The 15,174-nt window shown below is 61.0% G+C and carries 14 protein-coding genes; all 14 read left to right on the forward strand.

Translation table 11 applies throughout. The features are described from left to right. The first annotated feature begins 21 nt into the window (after positions 1 to 21). The 14 genes from tsf to HDE80_RS05210 all read left to right on the forward strand — a co-directional run bounded on the left by tsf (position 22) and on the right by HDE80_RS05210 (position 15,166). Positions 22 to 903, forward strand: a complete 882-nt coding sequence (tsf, locus tag HDE80_RS05145; RefSeq protein WP_184668506.1) for a translation elongation factor Ts — start codon at positions 22 to 24, stop codon at positions 901 to 903. 171 nt (positions 904 to 1,074) lie between these two features. Beyond that, on the forward strand, positions 1,075 to 1,797 hold the full coding sequence (gene pyrH, locus HDE80_RS05150; RefSeq protein WP_184601009.1) for a UMP kinase: 723 nt from the start codon (positions 1,075 to 1,077) through the stop codon (positions 1,795 to 1,797). Between the two features lie 92 nt (positions 1,798 to 1,889). After that, positions 1,890 to 2,447, forward strand: coding sequence for a ribosome recycling factor (gene frr / locus HDE80_RS05155; protein ID WP_184601008.1), 558 nt, complete (start codon positions 1,890 to 1,892; stop codon positions 2,445 to 2,447). 306 nt (positions 2,448 to 2,753) lie between these two features. Beyond that, positions 2,754 to 3,494: a polyprenyl diphosphate synthase gene (gene uppS, locus HDE80_RS05160; RefSeq protein ID WP_184668901.1), complete on the forward strand. Its 741-nt coding sequence runs from the start codon at positions 2,754 to 2,756 to the stop codon at positions 3,492 to 3,494. A gap of 8 nt (positions 3,495 to 3,502) precedes the next feature. Then, positions 3,503 to 4,324 carry a phosphatidate cytidylyltransferase gene (locus tag HDE80_RS05165; RefSeq protein ID WP_184668508.1) on the forward strand — a complete coding sequence of 274 codons (822 nt, stop codon included), beginning with the start codon at positions 3,503 to 3,505 and terminating at the stop codon, positions 4,322 to 4,324. Position 4,325: 1 nt separating this feature from the next. Further along, complete coding sequence (locus HDE80_RS05170; RefSeq protein ID WP_184668510.1) at positions 4,326 to 5,513, forward strand: 1-deoxy-D-xylulose-5-phosphate reductoisomerase; 1,188 nt, start codon at positions 4,326 to 4,328, stop codon at positions 5,511 to 5,513. A gap of 36 nt (positions 5,514 to 5,549) precedes the next feature. After that, positions 5,550 to 6,896: an RIP metalloprotease RseP gene (gene rseP / locus HDE80_RS05175; RefSeq protein WP_184668512.1), complete on the forward strand. Its 1,347-nt coding sequence runs from the start codon at positions 5,550 to 5,552 to the stop codon at positions 6,894 to 6,896. Between the two features lie 195 nt (positions 6,897 to 7,091). Next, entirely contained in the window at positions 7,092 to 9,497 is a 2,406-nt protein-coding gene (bamA, locus tag HDE80_RS05180; protein WP_184668514.1) for an outer membrane protein assembly factor BamA, read from the forward strand. A gap of 55 nt (positions 9,498 to 9,552) precedes the next feature. Beyond that, positions 9,553 to 10,581 (forward strand): UDP-3-O-(3-hydroxymyristoyl)glucosamine N-acyltransferase, encoded by a 1,029-nt coding sequence (lpxD, locus tag HDE80_RS05185; RefSeq protein ID WP_184668516.1) that lies wholly within the window; start codon positions 9,553 to 9,555, stop codon positions 10,579 to 10,581. Continuing rightward, positions 10,574 to 11,047, forward strand: a complete 474-nt coding sequence (gene fabZ / locus HDE80_RS05190; RefSeq protein WP_184668518.1) for a 3-hydroxyacyl-ACP dehydratase FabZ — start codon at positions 10,574 to 10,576, stop codon at positions 11,045 to 11,047. The genes lpxD and fabZ overlap by 8 nt, the downstream gene beginning before the upstream one ends. Then, the gene (gene lpxA, locus HDE80_RS05195; protein ID WP_184601001.1) at positions 11,044 to 11,817 is read left to right on the forward strand and encodes an acyl-ACP--UDP-N-acetylglucosamine O-acyltransferase; all 774 of its coding nucleotides are present in this window, start codon (positions 11,044 to 11,046) and stop codon (positions 11,815 to 11,817) included. The genes fabZ and lpxA overlap by 4 nt, the downstream gene beginning before the upstream one ends. 78 nt (positions 11,818 to 11,895) lie before the next feature. Then, the gene (lpxB, locus tag HDE80_RS05200; protein WP_184668520.1) at positions 11,896 to 13,110 is read left to right on the forward strand and encodes a lipid-A-disaccharide synthase; all 1,215 of its coding nucleotides are present in this window, start codon (positions 11,896 to 11,898) and stop codon (positions 13,108 to 13,110) included. A gap of 70 nt (positions 13,111 to 13,180) precedes the next feature. Then, a complete protein-coding gene (gene rnhB, locus HDE80_RS05205; RefSeq protein WP_345776417.1) occupies positions 13,181 to 13,753 on the forward strand; it encodes a ribonuclease HII in 573 nt (190 codons plus the stop codon). 123 nt (positions 13,754 to 13,876) lie between these two features. Next, a complete protein-coding gene (locus HDE80_RS05210; protein WP_184668525.1) occupies positions 13,877 to 15,166 on the forward strand; it encodes an Nramp family divalent metal transporter in 1,290 nt (429 codons plus the stop codon). Positions 15,167 to 15,174 lie beyond the last annotated feature (8 nt).

Here is a 15,174-nt window from a genome sequence, read left to right on the forward strand (position 1 = left end):
CAAATTTTTGGAGGACTACCCATGAGCACTATTTCCGCCCAACTGGTCAAGGAACTGCGCGAGCGATCCGGCGCCGGCATGATGGAATGCAAGAAGGCCCTGGTCGAGAACAACGGCGACATCGACACCGCGATGGAATGGCTGCGCAAGTCCGGCCTGTCCAAGGCCGACAAGAAAGCCAGCCGCGTCGCTGCCGAAGGCCGCATCGTGGCCGCCCAGGCCGGCAAGACCGCCGTACTGGTCGAGATCAACTGCGAAACTGATTTCGTCGGCAAAGACGCCAGCTTCCTGAAATTCACCGACACCGTCGCCGACATCGCCCTGAAATCCGGCGCAGCGGATGTCGATGCCTTGAAGGCGGCTGCCTACCCGGGCGCCAGCAATGTCGAAGAAGCGGCCAAGACCCTGATCGCCACCATCGGCGAGAAGATCGACGTGCGCCGCATGGCTCGCGTCGAGAGCGACAACGTGATCGGCAGTTACATCCACGGTGGCCGCATCGGCGTGTTGGTGTCGCTCAAGGGCGGCTCCGAAGAGTTGGCCAAGGGTATTGCGATGCACGTCGCCGCCATGAACCCGGCGCATATCCGTGCCGAGGACGTACCGGCTGATTTCGTCGCCAAGGAAAAAGACATCGCGCTGAGCCAGATGACCGAAAAGGACAAGGCCAAGCCGGCCGAAATCCTGGAAAAGATCATCGCCGGCAAGATCAACAAGATCGTCTCCGAAGTCACCCTGCTCGGCCAGCCCTACGTGCTGGATACCAACACCACGGTGGCCGAAGCGCTGAAGAAGGAAGGCGCGGACGTTGTCACGGTCGTGCGTCTGGCCGTCGGCGAAGGCATCGAGAAAGTGGAAGAGGATTTCCACGCTGAAGTGATGAAGCAGGCCGGCCTGGCCTGAGTTTTAACGTCATTCGGCAAGCATCAAAAAAGCCGCGGGGAACCGCGGCTTTTTTACATCTGTATAGCGAATAGTCGACACAAATAAATCGCAACGTGGCAAACGCTCTCCCAGCCACTTCCAGCAGCCAGTACAATGCAGCTGTTTTGCCACACATAATCCGGAGATTCCATGAGCACCCCGCTGAATTACGGCCGTATCCTGCTCAAATTGTCCGGTGAAGCACTGATGGGCCAGGCCGACTACGGCATTGACCCCAAAGTCATCGGCCGATTGGCCGACGAGATCATCGAGGTCCAGCGCGCCGGCGTGGAAATCGGTGTAGTCATTGGCGGTGGCAACATCTTCCGCGGTGCCGGGCTCGCCGCGGCCGGTATGGATCGCGTCACCGGCGACCACATGGGCATGTTGGCCACGGTAATGAACGCGCTGGCGATGCAGGACGCGATCGAAAAGCGCAACGGCATCGCCCGCGTCATGAGTGCCATCCAGATTCACGACGTCAGCGAGGATTTCGTGCGCCGCCGCGCCATCCGCCATCTCGAAAAGGGCCGCGTGGTGCTGTTCGCCGCCGGCATCGGCAACCCATTTTTCACCACCGACTCCGCAGCTGCGTTACGCGCGGTTGAAATCGGTGCCGACCTGTTGCTCAAGGCGACCAAGGTCGATGGCGTATACACCGCCGATCCGGCCAAGCACAGCGACGCGGTTCGCTACGACAGGCTCGATTACGATGAAGTGATCGAGCGCAAGTTGGCGGTCATGGATACCGCCGCCATCTCGCTCTGCCGTGACCATGACATGCCGCTGCGCATTTACGACATGACCGTGCCAGGCAACCTGATGCGCATCATGCATGGCGAGCCGATCGGTACCCTGGTTGACGGCGGCTGAGCGACGCACTCGCCTCTCGCTTCAACGCATACAGCTCGCCATAACCCGGCTGCTATAATCATCCGCTTGCCAGATTCACCGGGAAACGTTTCATGATCAACGACATCAAGACTGATGCCCAGACCCGCATGGGCAAGAGCATCGACTCGCTCAAGCACGATCTCACCCGTATTCGCACGGGTCGCGCCAGTACGGCGCTGGTCGATAACATCAAGGTGTCCTATTACGGCGCGGACATGCCGCTGACCCAGGTCGCCTCGGTCTCTCTCGCCGATGCACGGACCATCATCATCACGCCGTGGGAAAAGCCCATGGTCGCGCCGATTGAGAAGGCCTTGATGGCGTCGGATCTCGGCGTTACGCCAACCACCGCCGGCACTGTGATTCGCCTGAACATGCCGCCGCTCACCGAAGAGCGTCGCCGTGAGCTGGCCAAGCACGTCGGCCATGAAGGTGAGAATGCGAAAATCGCGATCCGCAACGTACGTCGTGACGCACTTCAGCAGATCAAGGATCTGCTGAAGGAAAAGCTGATCACCGAGGACGACGAGCGCCGCGCCGACGACGAGATCCAGAAGTTCACCGATCGCTCGGTGAAAGACGTCGACGCCGTGGTCAAGGCCAAGGAAGAGGAGCTGATGGCGCTCTGAGCGCCATCGCAACCCCCATGTCCGGCGCCGAGGCCAAGGGATGTCCTGATCTATTCAGCGCAGGCGGCATGATATCCAGAAGGTTCGCAGGTGGAAGTGCGTGGCGCAGGCAAGGCTGGCTGCCTTGGCAAGCCGCGCGCTACCGCATGCGCGCCTTCTGGATATCACCCCATCATCATAATTTCCCAATCGTTGGGGCCGGCCCTGTCTGTCCACATATCTGCGGCGCGTCTCCTCGACAGGCGGATCCCTGTTTTTGTCCGCGCACCACAAATCTGCGAACAGACAGGGCCGGTGACACCTGTGCTGAATAGAGCAGGACATCCCACGGTTCCGCGCCACATCGCCATCGTCATGGATGGCAACGGCCGCTGGGCCAAAGCCCGGCATCGCCCGCGCAGCTTTGGCCACAACGCTGGCCGCAAGGCTGTACGTGAAGCGATCGAGTCCTGCATGCGCGAAGGCGTGCAGGCGCTGACGGTATTCGCGTTTTCCAGCGAAAACTGGCAGCGACCGCCAGACGAAGTCATGGCACTGATGAGCTTGTTCGTCCGCGCGTTGGACAAGGAAGTGGACGAGTTGCACAGCAACGGCGTGCGCTTGCGCTTCATCGGTGATCTGAGCGCTTTCGACGAACCCTTGCGTGCACGTATGCAAGCGGCAATGATGCGAACCGCCGGCAATGACAAGCTGTATGTCAGCATTGCCGTGAACTACGGTGGTCGCTGGGATATCGTGCAGGCTGCACGTCAGGCGGCCGAAGCCGTGGCGCGCGGCGAACTGCGCGCCGAGGATATCGACGAAGCAAGACTGGGTCAGTGGATGAGCCTGGCCGAGCTACCGCCGCTGGACCTTTTCATCCGCACCGGTGGCGAATATCGCATCAGCAATTTTCTGCTGTGGCAGGCCGCATACGCCGAGCTGTACTTTACCGAGACGCTGTGGCCCGATTTTGATCGAGCCTGCCTGCGTCGCGCCATCGAAGACTATGCCCGCCGCGAGCGCCGTTATGGCCGCACGGGTGAGCAAGTCGCCGCCACTAGTTAAGGATACCGATGCTGCTTCAGCGCACCCTCACCGCCCTGGTGCTCGCACCGCTGGTCATCCTGATCATCCTGCTCGCATCGACACCGGTGTTCACGCTGGTCGCAGCCGCTGCTTTCCTCGCTGCGTTGTGGGAATGGTCGCGCTTGAGCGGACTGAAAAGCACTGCGTGGCAGATCGTATGGCTGGCGGCGGCGGCGGCAGTGTTCGTGATGCTGTGGCTAGCCCGCACCACTGTCGTGATGCCCATTGTGCTGACCCTGGGCGTGGCCTGGTGGTTGCTTGCCTGCGTTTGGCTACGTCATTTCGCGTACGGCGCAGCACCCACCCAGGAAAATCGCGCGCTCAAACTGCTGGCCGGGGCATTCGTGGTGTTTCCAGCCTGGGTCGCGATGATCAGCATCCACGCGGGACAGCCGCACGGTCACGGCTTTACCCTGCTCGCCCTCGTGATCGTCTGGGCTGCCGATATCGGCGCCTATTTCAGCGGCCGCACCTTTGGCAAGCGCAAACTGGCCCCGCAGATCAGCCCGGGCAAGACGTGGGCCGGCGCATATGGTGCGCTGGTCGCAGGCGTGGCAGTAACCACGCTGGGCGGCTGGTGGCTGTTCGACGTACGCGGCGACCAGCTCGTTGGGCTCGCTGTGTTGGCCATCGTCACCGTCGGTGCCTCGATCGTGGGGGACCTGATCGAAAGCCTGATGAAGCGCCATGCCCAGGTGAAGGATTCCGGCACCATGGTGCCAGGCCACGGCGGCCTGATGGATCGCCTGGACAGCGTATTTGCCGCGCTGCCGATCTTTGCCGCCGGCCTGATGCTGCTGGGTTTGTGACATGAAGAACGTTGCCGTACTTGGCGCCACCGGCTCGATCGGCGGCAATACACTGGACGTGATAGCCCGGCACCCGGAGCGTTTTCGCGCCACCGTGCTGACCGCGCATCGGCAAGTCGATGCGCTCGTCACGCTGTGCGTGCAGCATCGCCCCGAACTGGCGGTGATCGCCGATCCGGCTCTGGAGGCCGAGCTGTCCCGCAAGCTCGGCGCTGCTGGTGTTCCATGCGACGTGGCCAGCGGCCACGATGCCCTAACCAAAGCCGTGGCGAGCCCCCTGTGCGATACCGTGGTAGCGGCCATCGTCGGCGCCGCCGGACTGGAGTCCACCTTGGCGGCCGCACGCGCCGGCAAACACCTGCTGCTGGCCAACAAGGAAGCCATCGTGATGGCCGGCCCGCTGCTGCTGGATGCGGTCGCTGCTGGCGGCGCCGCGCTGATTCCGGTCGACTCCGAACACAATGCGCTGTTCCAGTGCCTGCCTGCTGAAGGCCTGGCCGGTGGCAGACCGATGCTGCACAAAGGTGTTCGACGGCTAACGCTCACCGCTTCGGGTGGCCCGTTTCGCGGTCGCACGCGGGCTGAACTGGCCGACATTACCCCGGAGCAGGCCTGCAAACACCCCAACTGGGTGATGGGCCGCAAGATTTCGGTCGACTCGGCCACGCTGATGAACAAGGGCCTCGAGGTGATCGAGGCGCATCACCTGTTCGGCGCCGCAGCCGATGCGATCGGCGTGGTGGTGCACCCGCAAAGCCTGGTGCACTCGCTGGTCGAATACGTCGATGGCTCCGTGCTGGCGCAGTTGGGGAACCCCGATATGCGCACCGCGATCGCTCACGCGCTGGCATGGCCTGAGCGAGTCGATGCCGGCGTCGCACCACTGGATCTGACCGCCTGCGCACCGCTAGCCTTCGAACCGCCCGATCTGGTGACGTTCCGTTGCCTGGCGTTGGCGTTTCAGGCGCTGCGCGCTGGCGGCGACGCACCTGCCGTGCTGAATGCCGCGAACGAGGTCGCTGTGGAGGCATTTCTGGCCGGCGCACTGCCGTTTCTTTCCATTGCCGACGTCGTGGAGTCGGTTCTTGCGGAACTGCCAGCGCAAGCCGTGGTCGATATTCAGATCTTGCTTGAACGTGATCGGGTGGCCCGGGAAGCCGCTCGGCGCATTCTGCGCAATGCTTGCTGATATTCTTGGCGTGATGTCACTTTTCAACGGCGATTGATGAACTCTTTTTTCGGCTCGGTTTTCTGGTTGATCGTCACGCTTGGCGTGCTGGTGACCTTTCATGAGTTCGGCCACTACTGGGTCGCACGGCGCTGTGGCGTCAAGGTGCTGCGCTTTTCGGTAGGTTTCGGCAAGGCCATCTGGAAACGCACCGGCCGCGACGGCACGGAATACCAGATTGCCTCGATCCCGCTCGGCGGCTACGTCAAGATGCTGGACGCACGCGAAGGTGACGTCGATCCGGCCCTGCGCGACCAGGAATTCACCAGCAAATCCGTGTGGAAGCGTATCGCCATCGTTGCCGCAGGACCCGGCTTCAACGTGATCTTTACGCTGGCCGCATTCTGGCTGATGTTCATGCTGGGACGGCCGGACTATGTACCCGTCATCACCGCCACGCCGCAGAGTATTGCCGCCAAGGCAGGTATCCTGCCCGGCGACCGCATTCTCAGCATCGATGGCCAGACCGTGACGACCATGGGCGATTCCCTGGACGCGCTGGCGAACGGGTTGCTCGGGCGCGCGCCTCTGCCGATAACCGTCCGCGGCACAGATGGCCGTTCTCGCCAGCTTGTACTTCCGCTGGACCAGCTACCGGCCGGACAGCCGGTTGAAAAGTCTTTCGATGCCTTGGGTCTGAAGCCAGCGCCACCACCGGCGATTGCTGCATCGGTGACGCCAGGCATGCCCGCCTCCCTTGCCGGCATGCAAGGTGGTGATCGTCTGATCAGCGTCAACGGCCAGTCCGTCAGTGACTTCGAAGCTTTCGGCAAATTGGTACAGGCCGATGCGGTCAAATCACCTACGCTCACCGTAGTGATCGAGCGCAGCGGTCAGTCGAAAAAACTCAGCGTCGTCACCAAGTGGGAGTCACTGCAGGGTCAGCCGCAAAAGTGGGTGATGGGCATCGGCGCTCCAATGCCTGAAGAAGCCATGGTGCGCTATGGACCGATCAAGGCTTTCGGCGCATCGCTGCAGAGTACCTGGCACAACGCCGCACAGACATTTGCCATGTTCGGCAAGCTGATTACCGGCGAAGCCTCGACCCAGAACCTGCACGGCGTGATTGGCATCGCCCAGGTGGCGAACGCCTCGGCCAGCATGGGTTTTGCGTCATTTCTGCAGTTTCTTGCACTGGTGTCCCTGAGTTTGGCCATCATCAACCTGTTGCCGATTCCCGTCCTTGATGGTGGGCACCTGCTGTATTATCTAATCGAGCTGATCAAAGGCAGTCCGGTTAGCGAGCAGACGATGGTTGTTGGTCAGTACATCGGCATCGCTCTGCTGTTTACCGTGATGGGGCTGGCGTTTTACAACGACATCCATGGCATTTTGCTGTCGTGATGGCGATGACAGGCAAATCGGATGTATCGGTGAGGAGCTCCGCTGCTCTTGATGCAGCAGATCGATGTGGTGCGTTACGCGATGTGCTCCCGCAGAGCACGTACTCTTTTTCGAAGCAGGGCGTTGCCTTGTTTCATGTGTTGATCGGGGCGGCCACGTTGGCTGCTCCATCGAAATAACCCAACGGAACCGACGATGAAGCGTATCGCCGCGCTGATCCTGCTTGCCTCCCTCTCCGCCAATGCGTTTGCGTTCGACCCGTTCGTGGTGTCAGACATTCGTATCGACGGCCTCAGCCGCATCGCTCCTGGTACGGTTTACACGTATCTGCCCATCAGCAAGGGTGACCGCCTGACCAATGACCAGGCCCAGAAAGCCATCCGCGCGTTGTATCAGACCAAGTTCTTCAGCGACGTGGAAATCGATCGCGAAGGCGACATCATGGTGATCAAGGTGGTCGAGCGGCCGTCGATTGCCAAGCTGACGATCCGCGGCAACAAGGACATCAAAACCGATGACCTGAAGAAGGGGCTGAAGCAGATCGGCCTCACCGAGGGTGAGACCTTCGACCGCCTGGCGTTGGACAATGTGCAACAGGAACTGGTCCGTCAGTATTACAACCGCGGCAAGTACAACGTCTCGGTAACGCCGCATGTTACCCAGCTGGAACGCAATCGCGTCGCTGTCGATATCGAAATCCGCGAGGGCAAAGCGGCCAAGATCGAGGAACTGAACATTGTCGGCAACCACGCATTTACCGACAAGGAAGTGCGCACCGGTTTCGAATCGAACACGCCGGGTCTGATGTCCTGGTACTCCAAGGACGACCAGTACTCGCGCGAAAAGCTTTCCGGCGATCTGGAAAAACTGCAGTCGTACTACATGAATCGCGGTTACGCCGATTTCGGCGTTGACTCGACCCAGGTGAGCATCGCCCCCGACAAGCGCTCGATGTACATCGATGCCAGCGTGAAGGAAGGCGATACCTACACGATCTCCGACGTCAAGCTCCTCGGCACCTTGATCCTGCCGGAATCCACGCTGCGCCAGCTGCTGTACGTCAAAAAGGGGGAGCTGTTCAATCGCTCGGCCATCGAAACCAGCGGCAAGGCGATCAAGGCGATTCTGGCCAACATCGGTTACGCCTACGCCAAGGTCACGCCGATTCCGAAACTGGACAAGAACAACCATACCGTCGACCTGACCCTCTTCGTCGAACCAGGTCAGCGAGTGTATGTGCGCCGCGTGGTATTCCAGGGCAATACCCGCACTGAGGACGATGTGCTGCGCCGTGAAATGCGCCAGCTCGAGGGCACCTTCTATTCGCAGGCGGCTCTCGACCGCTCCAAGATCCGCCTGCAGCGTCTGGGTTATTTCAAGACCGTGGACATCGACAAGAAACTGATACCAGGCTCGCTGGATCAGGTCGACGTTACGGTCAAGGTCGAAGAGCAGTCCGCAGGCAGCCTGCAGTTTGGTGTGGGTTATTCACAGTACTCCGGCATCATCCTCAACGCGTCGGTGTCGCAGAACAACATCTTTGGCACAGGCGACAGCGCATCGATCAGCGGCGAGCGCAGCAGCTACTACACGAAGTTCAGTGTCAACTACTTCAATCCGTATCTCACCGACAGTAATGTCGGTATCGGCTATAACGCTACATATTCCAAAACCGACTACGGCGATACTGATTTCGCCGACTATTCGACCAGTGATAAGAGCTTCTCTAGCTATCTGAGCATTCCGATCACCGAAACGGATGGCGTGCGCGTCGGCCTGGGTATCAGCAGCGACAAAGTCAGCCTGATCCCGGGCTACAGCCCGCAGGTACTGATCGATTACCAGAATGAAATCGGCAACCAGACCATCCATACCTGGACCGGCACACTGGGCTGGAACCACGACACGCGGAACGCCTACTTCTCCCCAACGCGTGGCGGCCTGATCTCGGCATCGGCGGACATCGCATTACCAGGCTCCACCATCCAGTACTGGAAGTTCACCGCCGAAGCCAACCATTACTGGCCAATCGGCAAGGGCTTTGTGCTCTATCTGGATGGTCAGGTGGGTTACGGCAAGACCTATGGCAGTAATGGCATCAGCGATAGCGACTACACCACCCTGCAGAATGCCGTCACCGACCACACCCTCGTCGATATGCGGCAGGACTTCCCGTTCTTTGAGAACTTCTATTCAGGTGGTGTGCGCGACGTGCGCGGTTTCCAGGACAACACCCTGGGACCACGCGTCTGTATTGCCGATGTCGCTCCGGCGAAAAATGGCTACTGCCCGGACGGTAATTACGCCGAGCCGATCGGTGGCGCGTTCAAGGTGCTCGGCACGACGGAAGTCTATCTACCGCTGCCGTTCCTGAAGGACATCAACACCGCCCGCGTATCCGTGTTCATGGATGTGGGTAATGCTTACCAGAGCCTCAGCACTTTCAGCGCCAGCACCCTGCGAGCATCGGCCGGTGTCTCGGTGCACTGGCAAGCGCCGATCGGTCCGCTGATCATCAGCCTGGCGCATCCGTTCCGTACCCAGGCCGACGATAGTCATTACGAAGAGAAGATCCAGTTCACCTTCGGTAGCCAGTTCTGATGATCAAGCCCGGCGCACCGGCGTCCCGCCGGACGCCGATGTGCGGAGCATGCTCTTGAGCGAATTGTCCTATTCAGTGGCCGAGCTGGCCGAACGTTTCGGGCTGTCGTCGCACGGCGACGGCACGCACCGTATCGACGGCGTCGGTACACTGGCTGGCGCCACCGCCAGTCAGCTGAGTTTTCTCTCCAACAGCAAATACGATGCCCAGCTTTCCGCCACGCACGCGGGCGTGGTCGTGCTGCGCGAGGAAAATCTGACCTCGTGCCCGACAGCTGCGCTGATAGCCAAAGACCCTTACGTCGCCTACGCCAAGATTGCCGCGTTGTTCGAACGTTTACCCTCCGCTCCGCCGGGCATTCACTCCAGTGCGGTGGTTGCCGCGAGTGCGCGAGTGAGCAACAGCGCCAGCATCGGACCCTGCTGCGTGATCGAGGATGGGGCCGTTATCGAGGACGGCGCGATACTGGGCCCGCACTGCATGATCGGTACCGACTGCACCGTCGGTGCGCAATCGCGCCTGGTCGCGAGGGTCACACTGGTGATACGCGTGACCCTCGGCAAGCGCGTCCTCGTGCATCCGGGCGCGGTGATCGGCTCGGATGGTTTTGGCCTGGCCTTCGACAAAGATCACTGGATCAAACTACCGCAGCTCGGCGGCGTGCGCATCGGTGACGATTGCGAGATTGGTGCCAACACCACCATTGATCGCGGCGCGCTCGACGATACGGTACTCGAGGAAGACGTGCGGCTGGACAATCAGATCCAGATCGCCCACAACGTCTATGTCGGCGCACACACTGCCATGGCTGGCTGTGCCGCGGTGGCAGGCAGTGCAAAAATCGGTCGCTATTGCATGATCGGCGGCAACGCCGGCGTACTCGGTCATCTCGAGCTGGCCGACCGGGTTACCATTACTGCCAAGAGCCTGGTCACCAGCTCGATCCGTGAGCCGGGCGAATATTCGTCGGGCGTGCCGCTGCAAGCCAATCTCCAATGGCGCAAGAACGCAGCGCGTTTCAAACATCTTGATGAGTACGCGCGCCGACTGTCGGCGCTGGAAAAGGACAAGAATCATGAGTGACAAACCTGCCGCCATCACCATGCCGGTGAATGTGGAGCAGATCCAGGAACTGCTTCCGCATCGCTATCCATTCCTACTCGTGGATCGCGTCATCGAGATCGTGCCTGACGTCAGTGTGGTCGCACTGAAAAATGTGACCATCAACGAGCCGTTTTTCCAGGGCCACTTTCCTGGCCACCCAGTCATGCCCGGTGTACTGATCGTCGAAGCGATGGCGCAGACCGCAGGTCTGTTGACGCAGATCAGCAGCCGCATGAAAGGCAACGCCGGCAGCCCGCTGTTTTATCTGGTCAAGGTCGACAACGCACGCTTCAGCGCTGTCGTCGGACCTGGTGATCAGCTGCGTATGGAAGTAAGTCTGAAGCGCCTGATGCGCGGCATGGGTATCTTTGTCGCGCGCACTCTGGTCGATGGCAAAGAGGTAGCCAGCTGCGAGCTGATGTGTGCCGCGAGGTCCGAGAAATGATTCACGCAACGGCGTTGATTGATCCCTCCGCGCGCATTGGCGAAAACGTCAGCATCGGCGCCTACAGTGTTATCGGCGCTGATGTGGAAATCGGCGATGGCACGGTCATCGGTCCGCACGTGGTGATCGAAGGACCGACAAAAATCGGACGTGACAACCGTATCGCCCAATTCGCTTCACTGGGTGGTGATCCGCAAGACAAGAAGTTTGCCGGTGAGCGCACCGAGCTGGTGATCGGCGATCGCAACCTGATTCGCGAGTTCGCCAGCATCAACCGTGGCACCGGTGACGGTGGCGGCGTTACCCGCATCGGCAATGACAACTGGCTACTGGCCTATGTGCATATCGCGCACGATTGTCAGGTCGGCAACAACATCGTGTTCTCCAACTACTCGGCACTGGCCGGACACGTGGAAATCGGCGATTGGACGATCCTGTCCGGCTATTCCGGCATCCATCAGTTCTGCAAGGTCGGTGCCCATGCCTTCATCGGCATGGGTTGCCTGGTCGGCTCGGACGTGCCGCCCTTCGTGATGATGGCGAACGAGCAGCACGGTCGTCCACGTGGCATCAACAGTGAAGGCCTGAAACGTCGCGGTTTCGATGCCGCGCGTATTTCCGCAATCAAACGTGCCTATCGCACCCTCTACATGGCTGGCCTGTCGTTGCCCGAAGCCCGAGAACTGCTGACAAAACAGGCAGGCGAGAGTGAGGATGTTAACGCCATGCTCGATTTTCTTGACCGCAGCAATCGCGCGCTAGCCCGCTGATATGCGCCCTCATAAGTGCTACGCGCTTATGAGGGAATCAAGATCGCGCTCTGACTCCCGCTTTACTTAGGAGACGAAATGCAAAACATCGACGTCTCCACCAACACCCCACTCATCGCACTGATCGCCGGTGAAGATTCCGGCGACCAGCTCGGCGCTGACCTCATCATCGCTCTGCGTCAACGCTATCCGCATGTGCGCTTCGTCGGCATTGGCGGTGCCCGCATGCAGGCACAGGGTTTCGAATCCTGGTACGACATCCACGAACTGTCGCTGTTCGGTTTCAGCGAGGTCATCAGCCATCTGCCGCGACTGTTGCGACTGCGCCGCGCACTGATTGCGAAATTGCTCAAGGTGCAGCCCGCGATAGTCGTCGGCATCGACGCGCCGGATTTCAATCTTGGCGTCGAGCAGCGCCTGAAGCAGGCCGGCCTGAAAACCGTTCACTACGTCAGCCCGTCGGTGTGGGCGTGGCGCGAAAAACGCGCGGAGAAAATCGGCCGCAGCGCCAACCGAGTGCTGTGCCTGTTCCCTATGGAGCCAGCGATCTACGCCAAACACGGCATCGATGCGCGCTTTGTCGGGCATCCGCTGGCCGATCGCTTTGCGCTGGTGTCCGATCGCGTCGGCGCGCGCGAGTTTCTGCAGTTGCCGCAACAGGCGCCAATCCTGGCTTTGTTGCCCGGAAGCCGGCCATCCGAACTGGCGCGGATGGGCCAGATTTTTATCGACGCGGCAACCCGCGTTGCCGCAGCACTTCCAGGCCTGCGCATCGTCATACCCGCGGCCAACCCGCAGGTGCACGCCAGGCTCAAGGCGTTGCTGGCAAAACTGCCTCGCGATGAGACCGGACCGCTGTTGCTGGACGGCCATGCGCACGAAGCCATGTTGGCGGCCGACGTGGTGTTGCTGGCCTCGGGCACAGCAACACTGGAAGCCATGCTGGCCAAACGACCCATGGTGGTCGGCTACCGCGTCGCGCCGCTGAGTTATCGCATTGCACGCGCGTTGAAAATGCTGAAAACCGACGTCTACGCGCTACCCAATATTCTCGCGCGCGCCAGCGGTATCCAGGGCGAACTGCTGGTGCCGGAGTTCATGCAGGATGAGTGCACCGCCGGAAATCTCGCCGCTGCAACGCTTGCGCTGTTTCAGGACAGCGAACGACGCGGCTACATCGTCAGCGCGTTCGAGCAGTTGCATCAAGCATTGCGTAGCGGTCTGGAAGGCCACGCGGGTGAACGAGCCGCGGCGGCGATTGCCGAGTTGGTGGGTGGTACTGATGGCGACTGATTTGTTTGAGGCAAGTGCCACCGTCACCTCATCCCAACCGAAGCCTCGGGAGGGGGACGGGGCAAAGGCAATAAGCGTTTTAGTGGCTGGCGTCGACGAAGCTGGCCGTGGACCGCTGGCGGGTCCGCTTTCTGTGGCTGCCGTCATCCTTGACCCTGCCCGCCCCATCGTCGGCCTCAATGACTCGAAGAAACTCAGCGAAACGAAACGCGAAGCGCTGTATCCGCGGATCATCGAGCGCGCCCTGGCCTGGTGCGTGGTGCTTATCGAGCCGGACGAAATCGACCGGCTGAATATCTTCCAGGCCACCATGACCGGCATGAGCCGTGCCGTGGCCGGCCTAGCGATCGTCGCCGATGAGGCGCTGATCGACGGCAACCAGCTGCCGAAGGACCTGCCCTGCCGCGGCCGCGCGATCGTTGGTGGCGATGCGTTGGAACCGGCCATCAGCGCTGCCTCGATTCTCGCGAAAGTCACCCGTGATCGATTGATGGTGACGATGGAAGCGAAGCATCCAGGCTACGGTTTTGCCATACACAAGGGCTATCCCACGCCGGCACACCTCGCTGCGCTGACGCTATTGGGCCCGTGCCCGCAGCATCGCCGCAGCTTTGCACCGGTAAAGCGGCTGCTCATGCCATAGATACGGCTTTCCTGTGATCGATAGGTCATAGCTTTTGCCTATGGTCGACATGGGCAGGATCACTTGGACAGTGGCACCTCGGATGGGCCCCAATGGAGGGATCTAGACCCCTGCCTTGCGGCCATGTCTGCGCTGATCGAAACCTTGAGCCTTCTGCATCCTGTCAACCGATCGCTGTCACCGGCGACGCGCATTTCCATGCGCCGGATGATTGGACCGGGGCTGCTGGTGGCAGTGGGCTACGTGGATCCGGGCAATTGGGCCACCGATATCGCTGCGGGTTCCAGCTATGGCTACACGCTGCTAGGTTCGGTATTGCTGGCCAGCCTGCTCGGGCTGTTGTTCCAGACCATGGCTGCACGACTGGGAATGGCTACCGGTGAAGATCTCGCCGCGCTGACCCGCCGCCTGCTGCCACGCTCGTTGACGGTGTCTGCGTGGATGGCCAGCGAGCTGGCCATCGTCGCCACGGCCCTGGCTGAACTGGTCGGTGGGGCGATCGCGCTACGGCTGTTGTTCGGGCTGCCGCTGCAGGCTGGTTTGATCGTGGCGGCCATGGGGACTTTGGCGATCATGGCGCTTTCGCAACGTCGCCAGCGCACGCACGAGTATGTGGTCAGTGCACTGCTGGCCGTCGTCTCGCTGCCCTTTGTCTATCTGCTGATCAAGGCCAGCCCGGCTGCCCAAGATGTACTGCATGGGCTGGCGTCCAGCGGCGATATTTTTGGCAACCACGGCATGCTGGCCATAGCGCTGGGTATCGTGGGTGCCACGGTGATGCCGCACAATTTGTTTTTGCATTCGGGCCTGATCGCCGAACGCAGCAAAGAGCTTCCTGCACACGAACGACCCATGGCGCTGCGCGTGGTCGAAACCGATACGCGCGTCTCGCTGCTGCTGGCCACCCTGGTCAACGCGGCGATGCTGATGGTGGCCGCCGCCTCGCTGGCTCACCTGAGCAGGCCGGTACAAAGCCTGGACGATGCCTACCACGCGATTGCCCTGACCCTGGGCAGCGGCGCGGCAGTGATATTCGCCGTGGCGCTATACGCCGCCGGGCAGAGTTCGGCGATCACCGGCGTATTGGCTGGCCGCATATTGAGCCAAGGCTTTCGCGGCCGAGCAAGCCGTACCTGGCTGCGCGGCATCGCCACGCGCCTGGCCGGCGTCTGCATCGGGTTCGTGCTGCTCGCCGCCCGCCCCAGGATGGGTGCCGACACCCTGCTGGTACTCAGCCAGTGCGTGCTGGGCGTCGCCCTGCCGTTCGCTCTGCTGCCGATGCTGATGCTGGCGCGCCGGCGCGACCTGATGGGTCAGTACGGCTTCGGTCGTATCTTTATGGCGCTGGCTGCAGCCGGTACCGCGGTCGTGATCGTACTGGATGGCTACCTGCTCCTGACTGCCTTCGGCTGAGCGGCAAT

Origin of the sequence: Rhodanobacter sp. A1T4 (genome assembly GCF_014207185.1) — a bacterium.
In the GTDB taxonomy this organism is placed as follows: domain Bacteria; phylum Pseudomonadota; class Gammaproteobacteria; order Xanthomonadales; family Rhodanobacteraceae; genus Rhodanobacter.

Bases quoted from the DNA above. Each gene is read 5' to 3' on its own strand.
- pyrH (WP_184601009.1), top strand. From the start codon at position 1,075: ATGAGCACCCCGCTGAATTACGGCCGTATCCTGCTCAAATTGTCCGGT.
- lpxB (WP_184668520.1), top strand. From the start codon at position 11,896: ATGCAAAACATCGACGTCTCCACCAACACCCCACTCATCGCACTGATC.
- HDE80_RS05210 (WP_184668525.1), top strand. From the start codon at position 13,877: ATGTCTGCGCTGATCGAAACCTTGAGCCTTCTGCATCCTGTCAACCGA.
- fabZ (WP_184668518.1), top strand. From the start codon at position 10,574: ATGAGTGACAAACCTGCCGCCATCACCATGCCGGTGAATGTGGAGCAG.
- lpxA (WP_184601001.1), top strand. From the start codon at position 11,044: ATGATTCACGCAACGGCGTTGATTGATCCCTCCGCGCGCATTGGCGAA.
- bamA (WP_184668514.1), top strand. From the start codon at position 7,092: ATGAAGCGTATCGCCGCGCTGATCCTGCTTGCCTCCCTCTCCGCCAAT.
- rseP (WP_184668512.1), top strand. From the start codon at position 5,550: ATGAACTCTTTTTTCGGCTCGGTTTTCTGGTTGATCGTCACGCTTGGC.
- HDE80_RS05165 (WP_184668508.1), top strand. From the start codon at position 3,503: ATGCTGCTTCAGCGCACCCTCACCGCCCTGGTGCTCGCACCGCTGGTC.
- tsf (WP_184668506.1), top strand. From the start codon at position 22: ATGAGCACTATTTCCGCCCAACTGGTCAAGGAACTGCGCGAGCGATCC.
- HDE80_RS05170 (WP_184668510.1), top strand. From the start codon at position 4,326: ATGAAGAACGTTGCCGTACTTGGCGCCACCGGCTCGATCGGCGGCAAT.
- frr (WP_184601008.1), top strand. From the start codon at position 1,890: ATGATCAACGACATCAAGACTGATGCCCAGACCCGCATGGGCAAGAGC.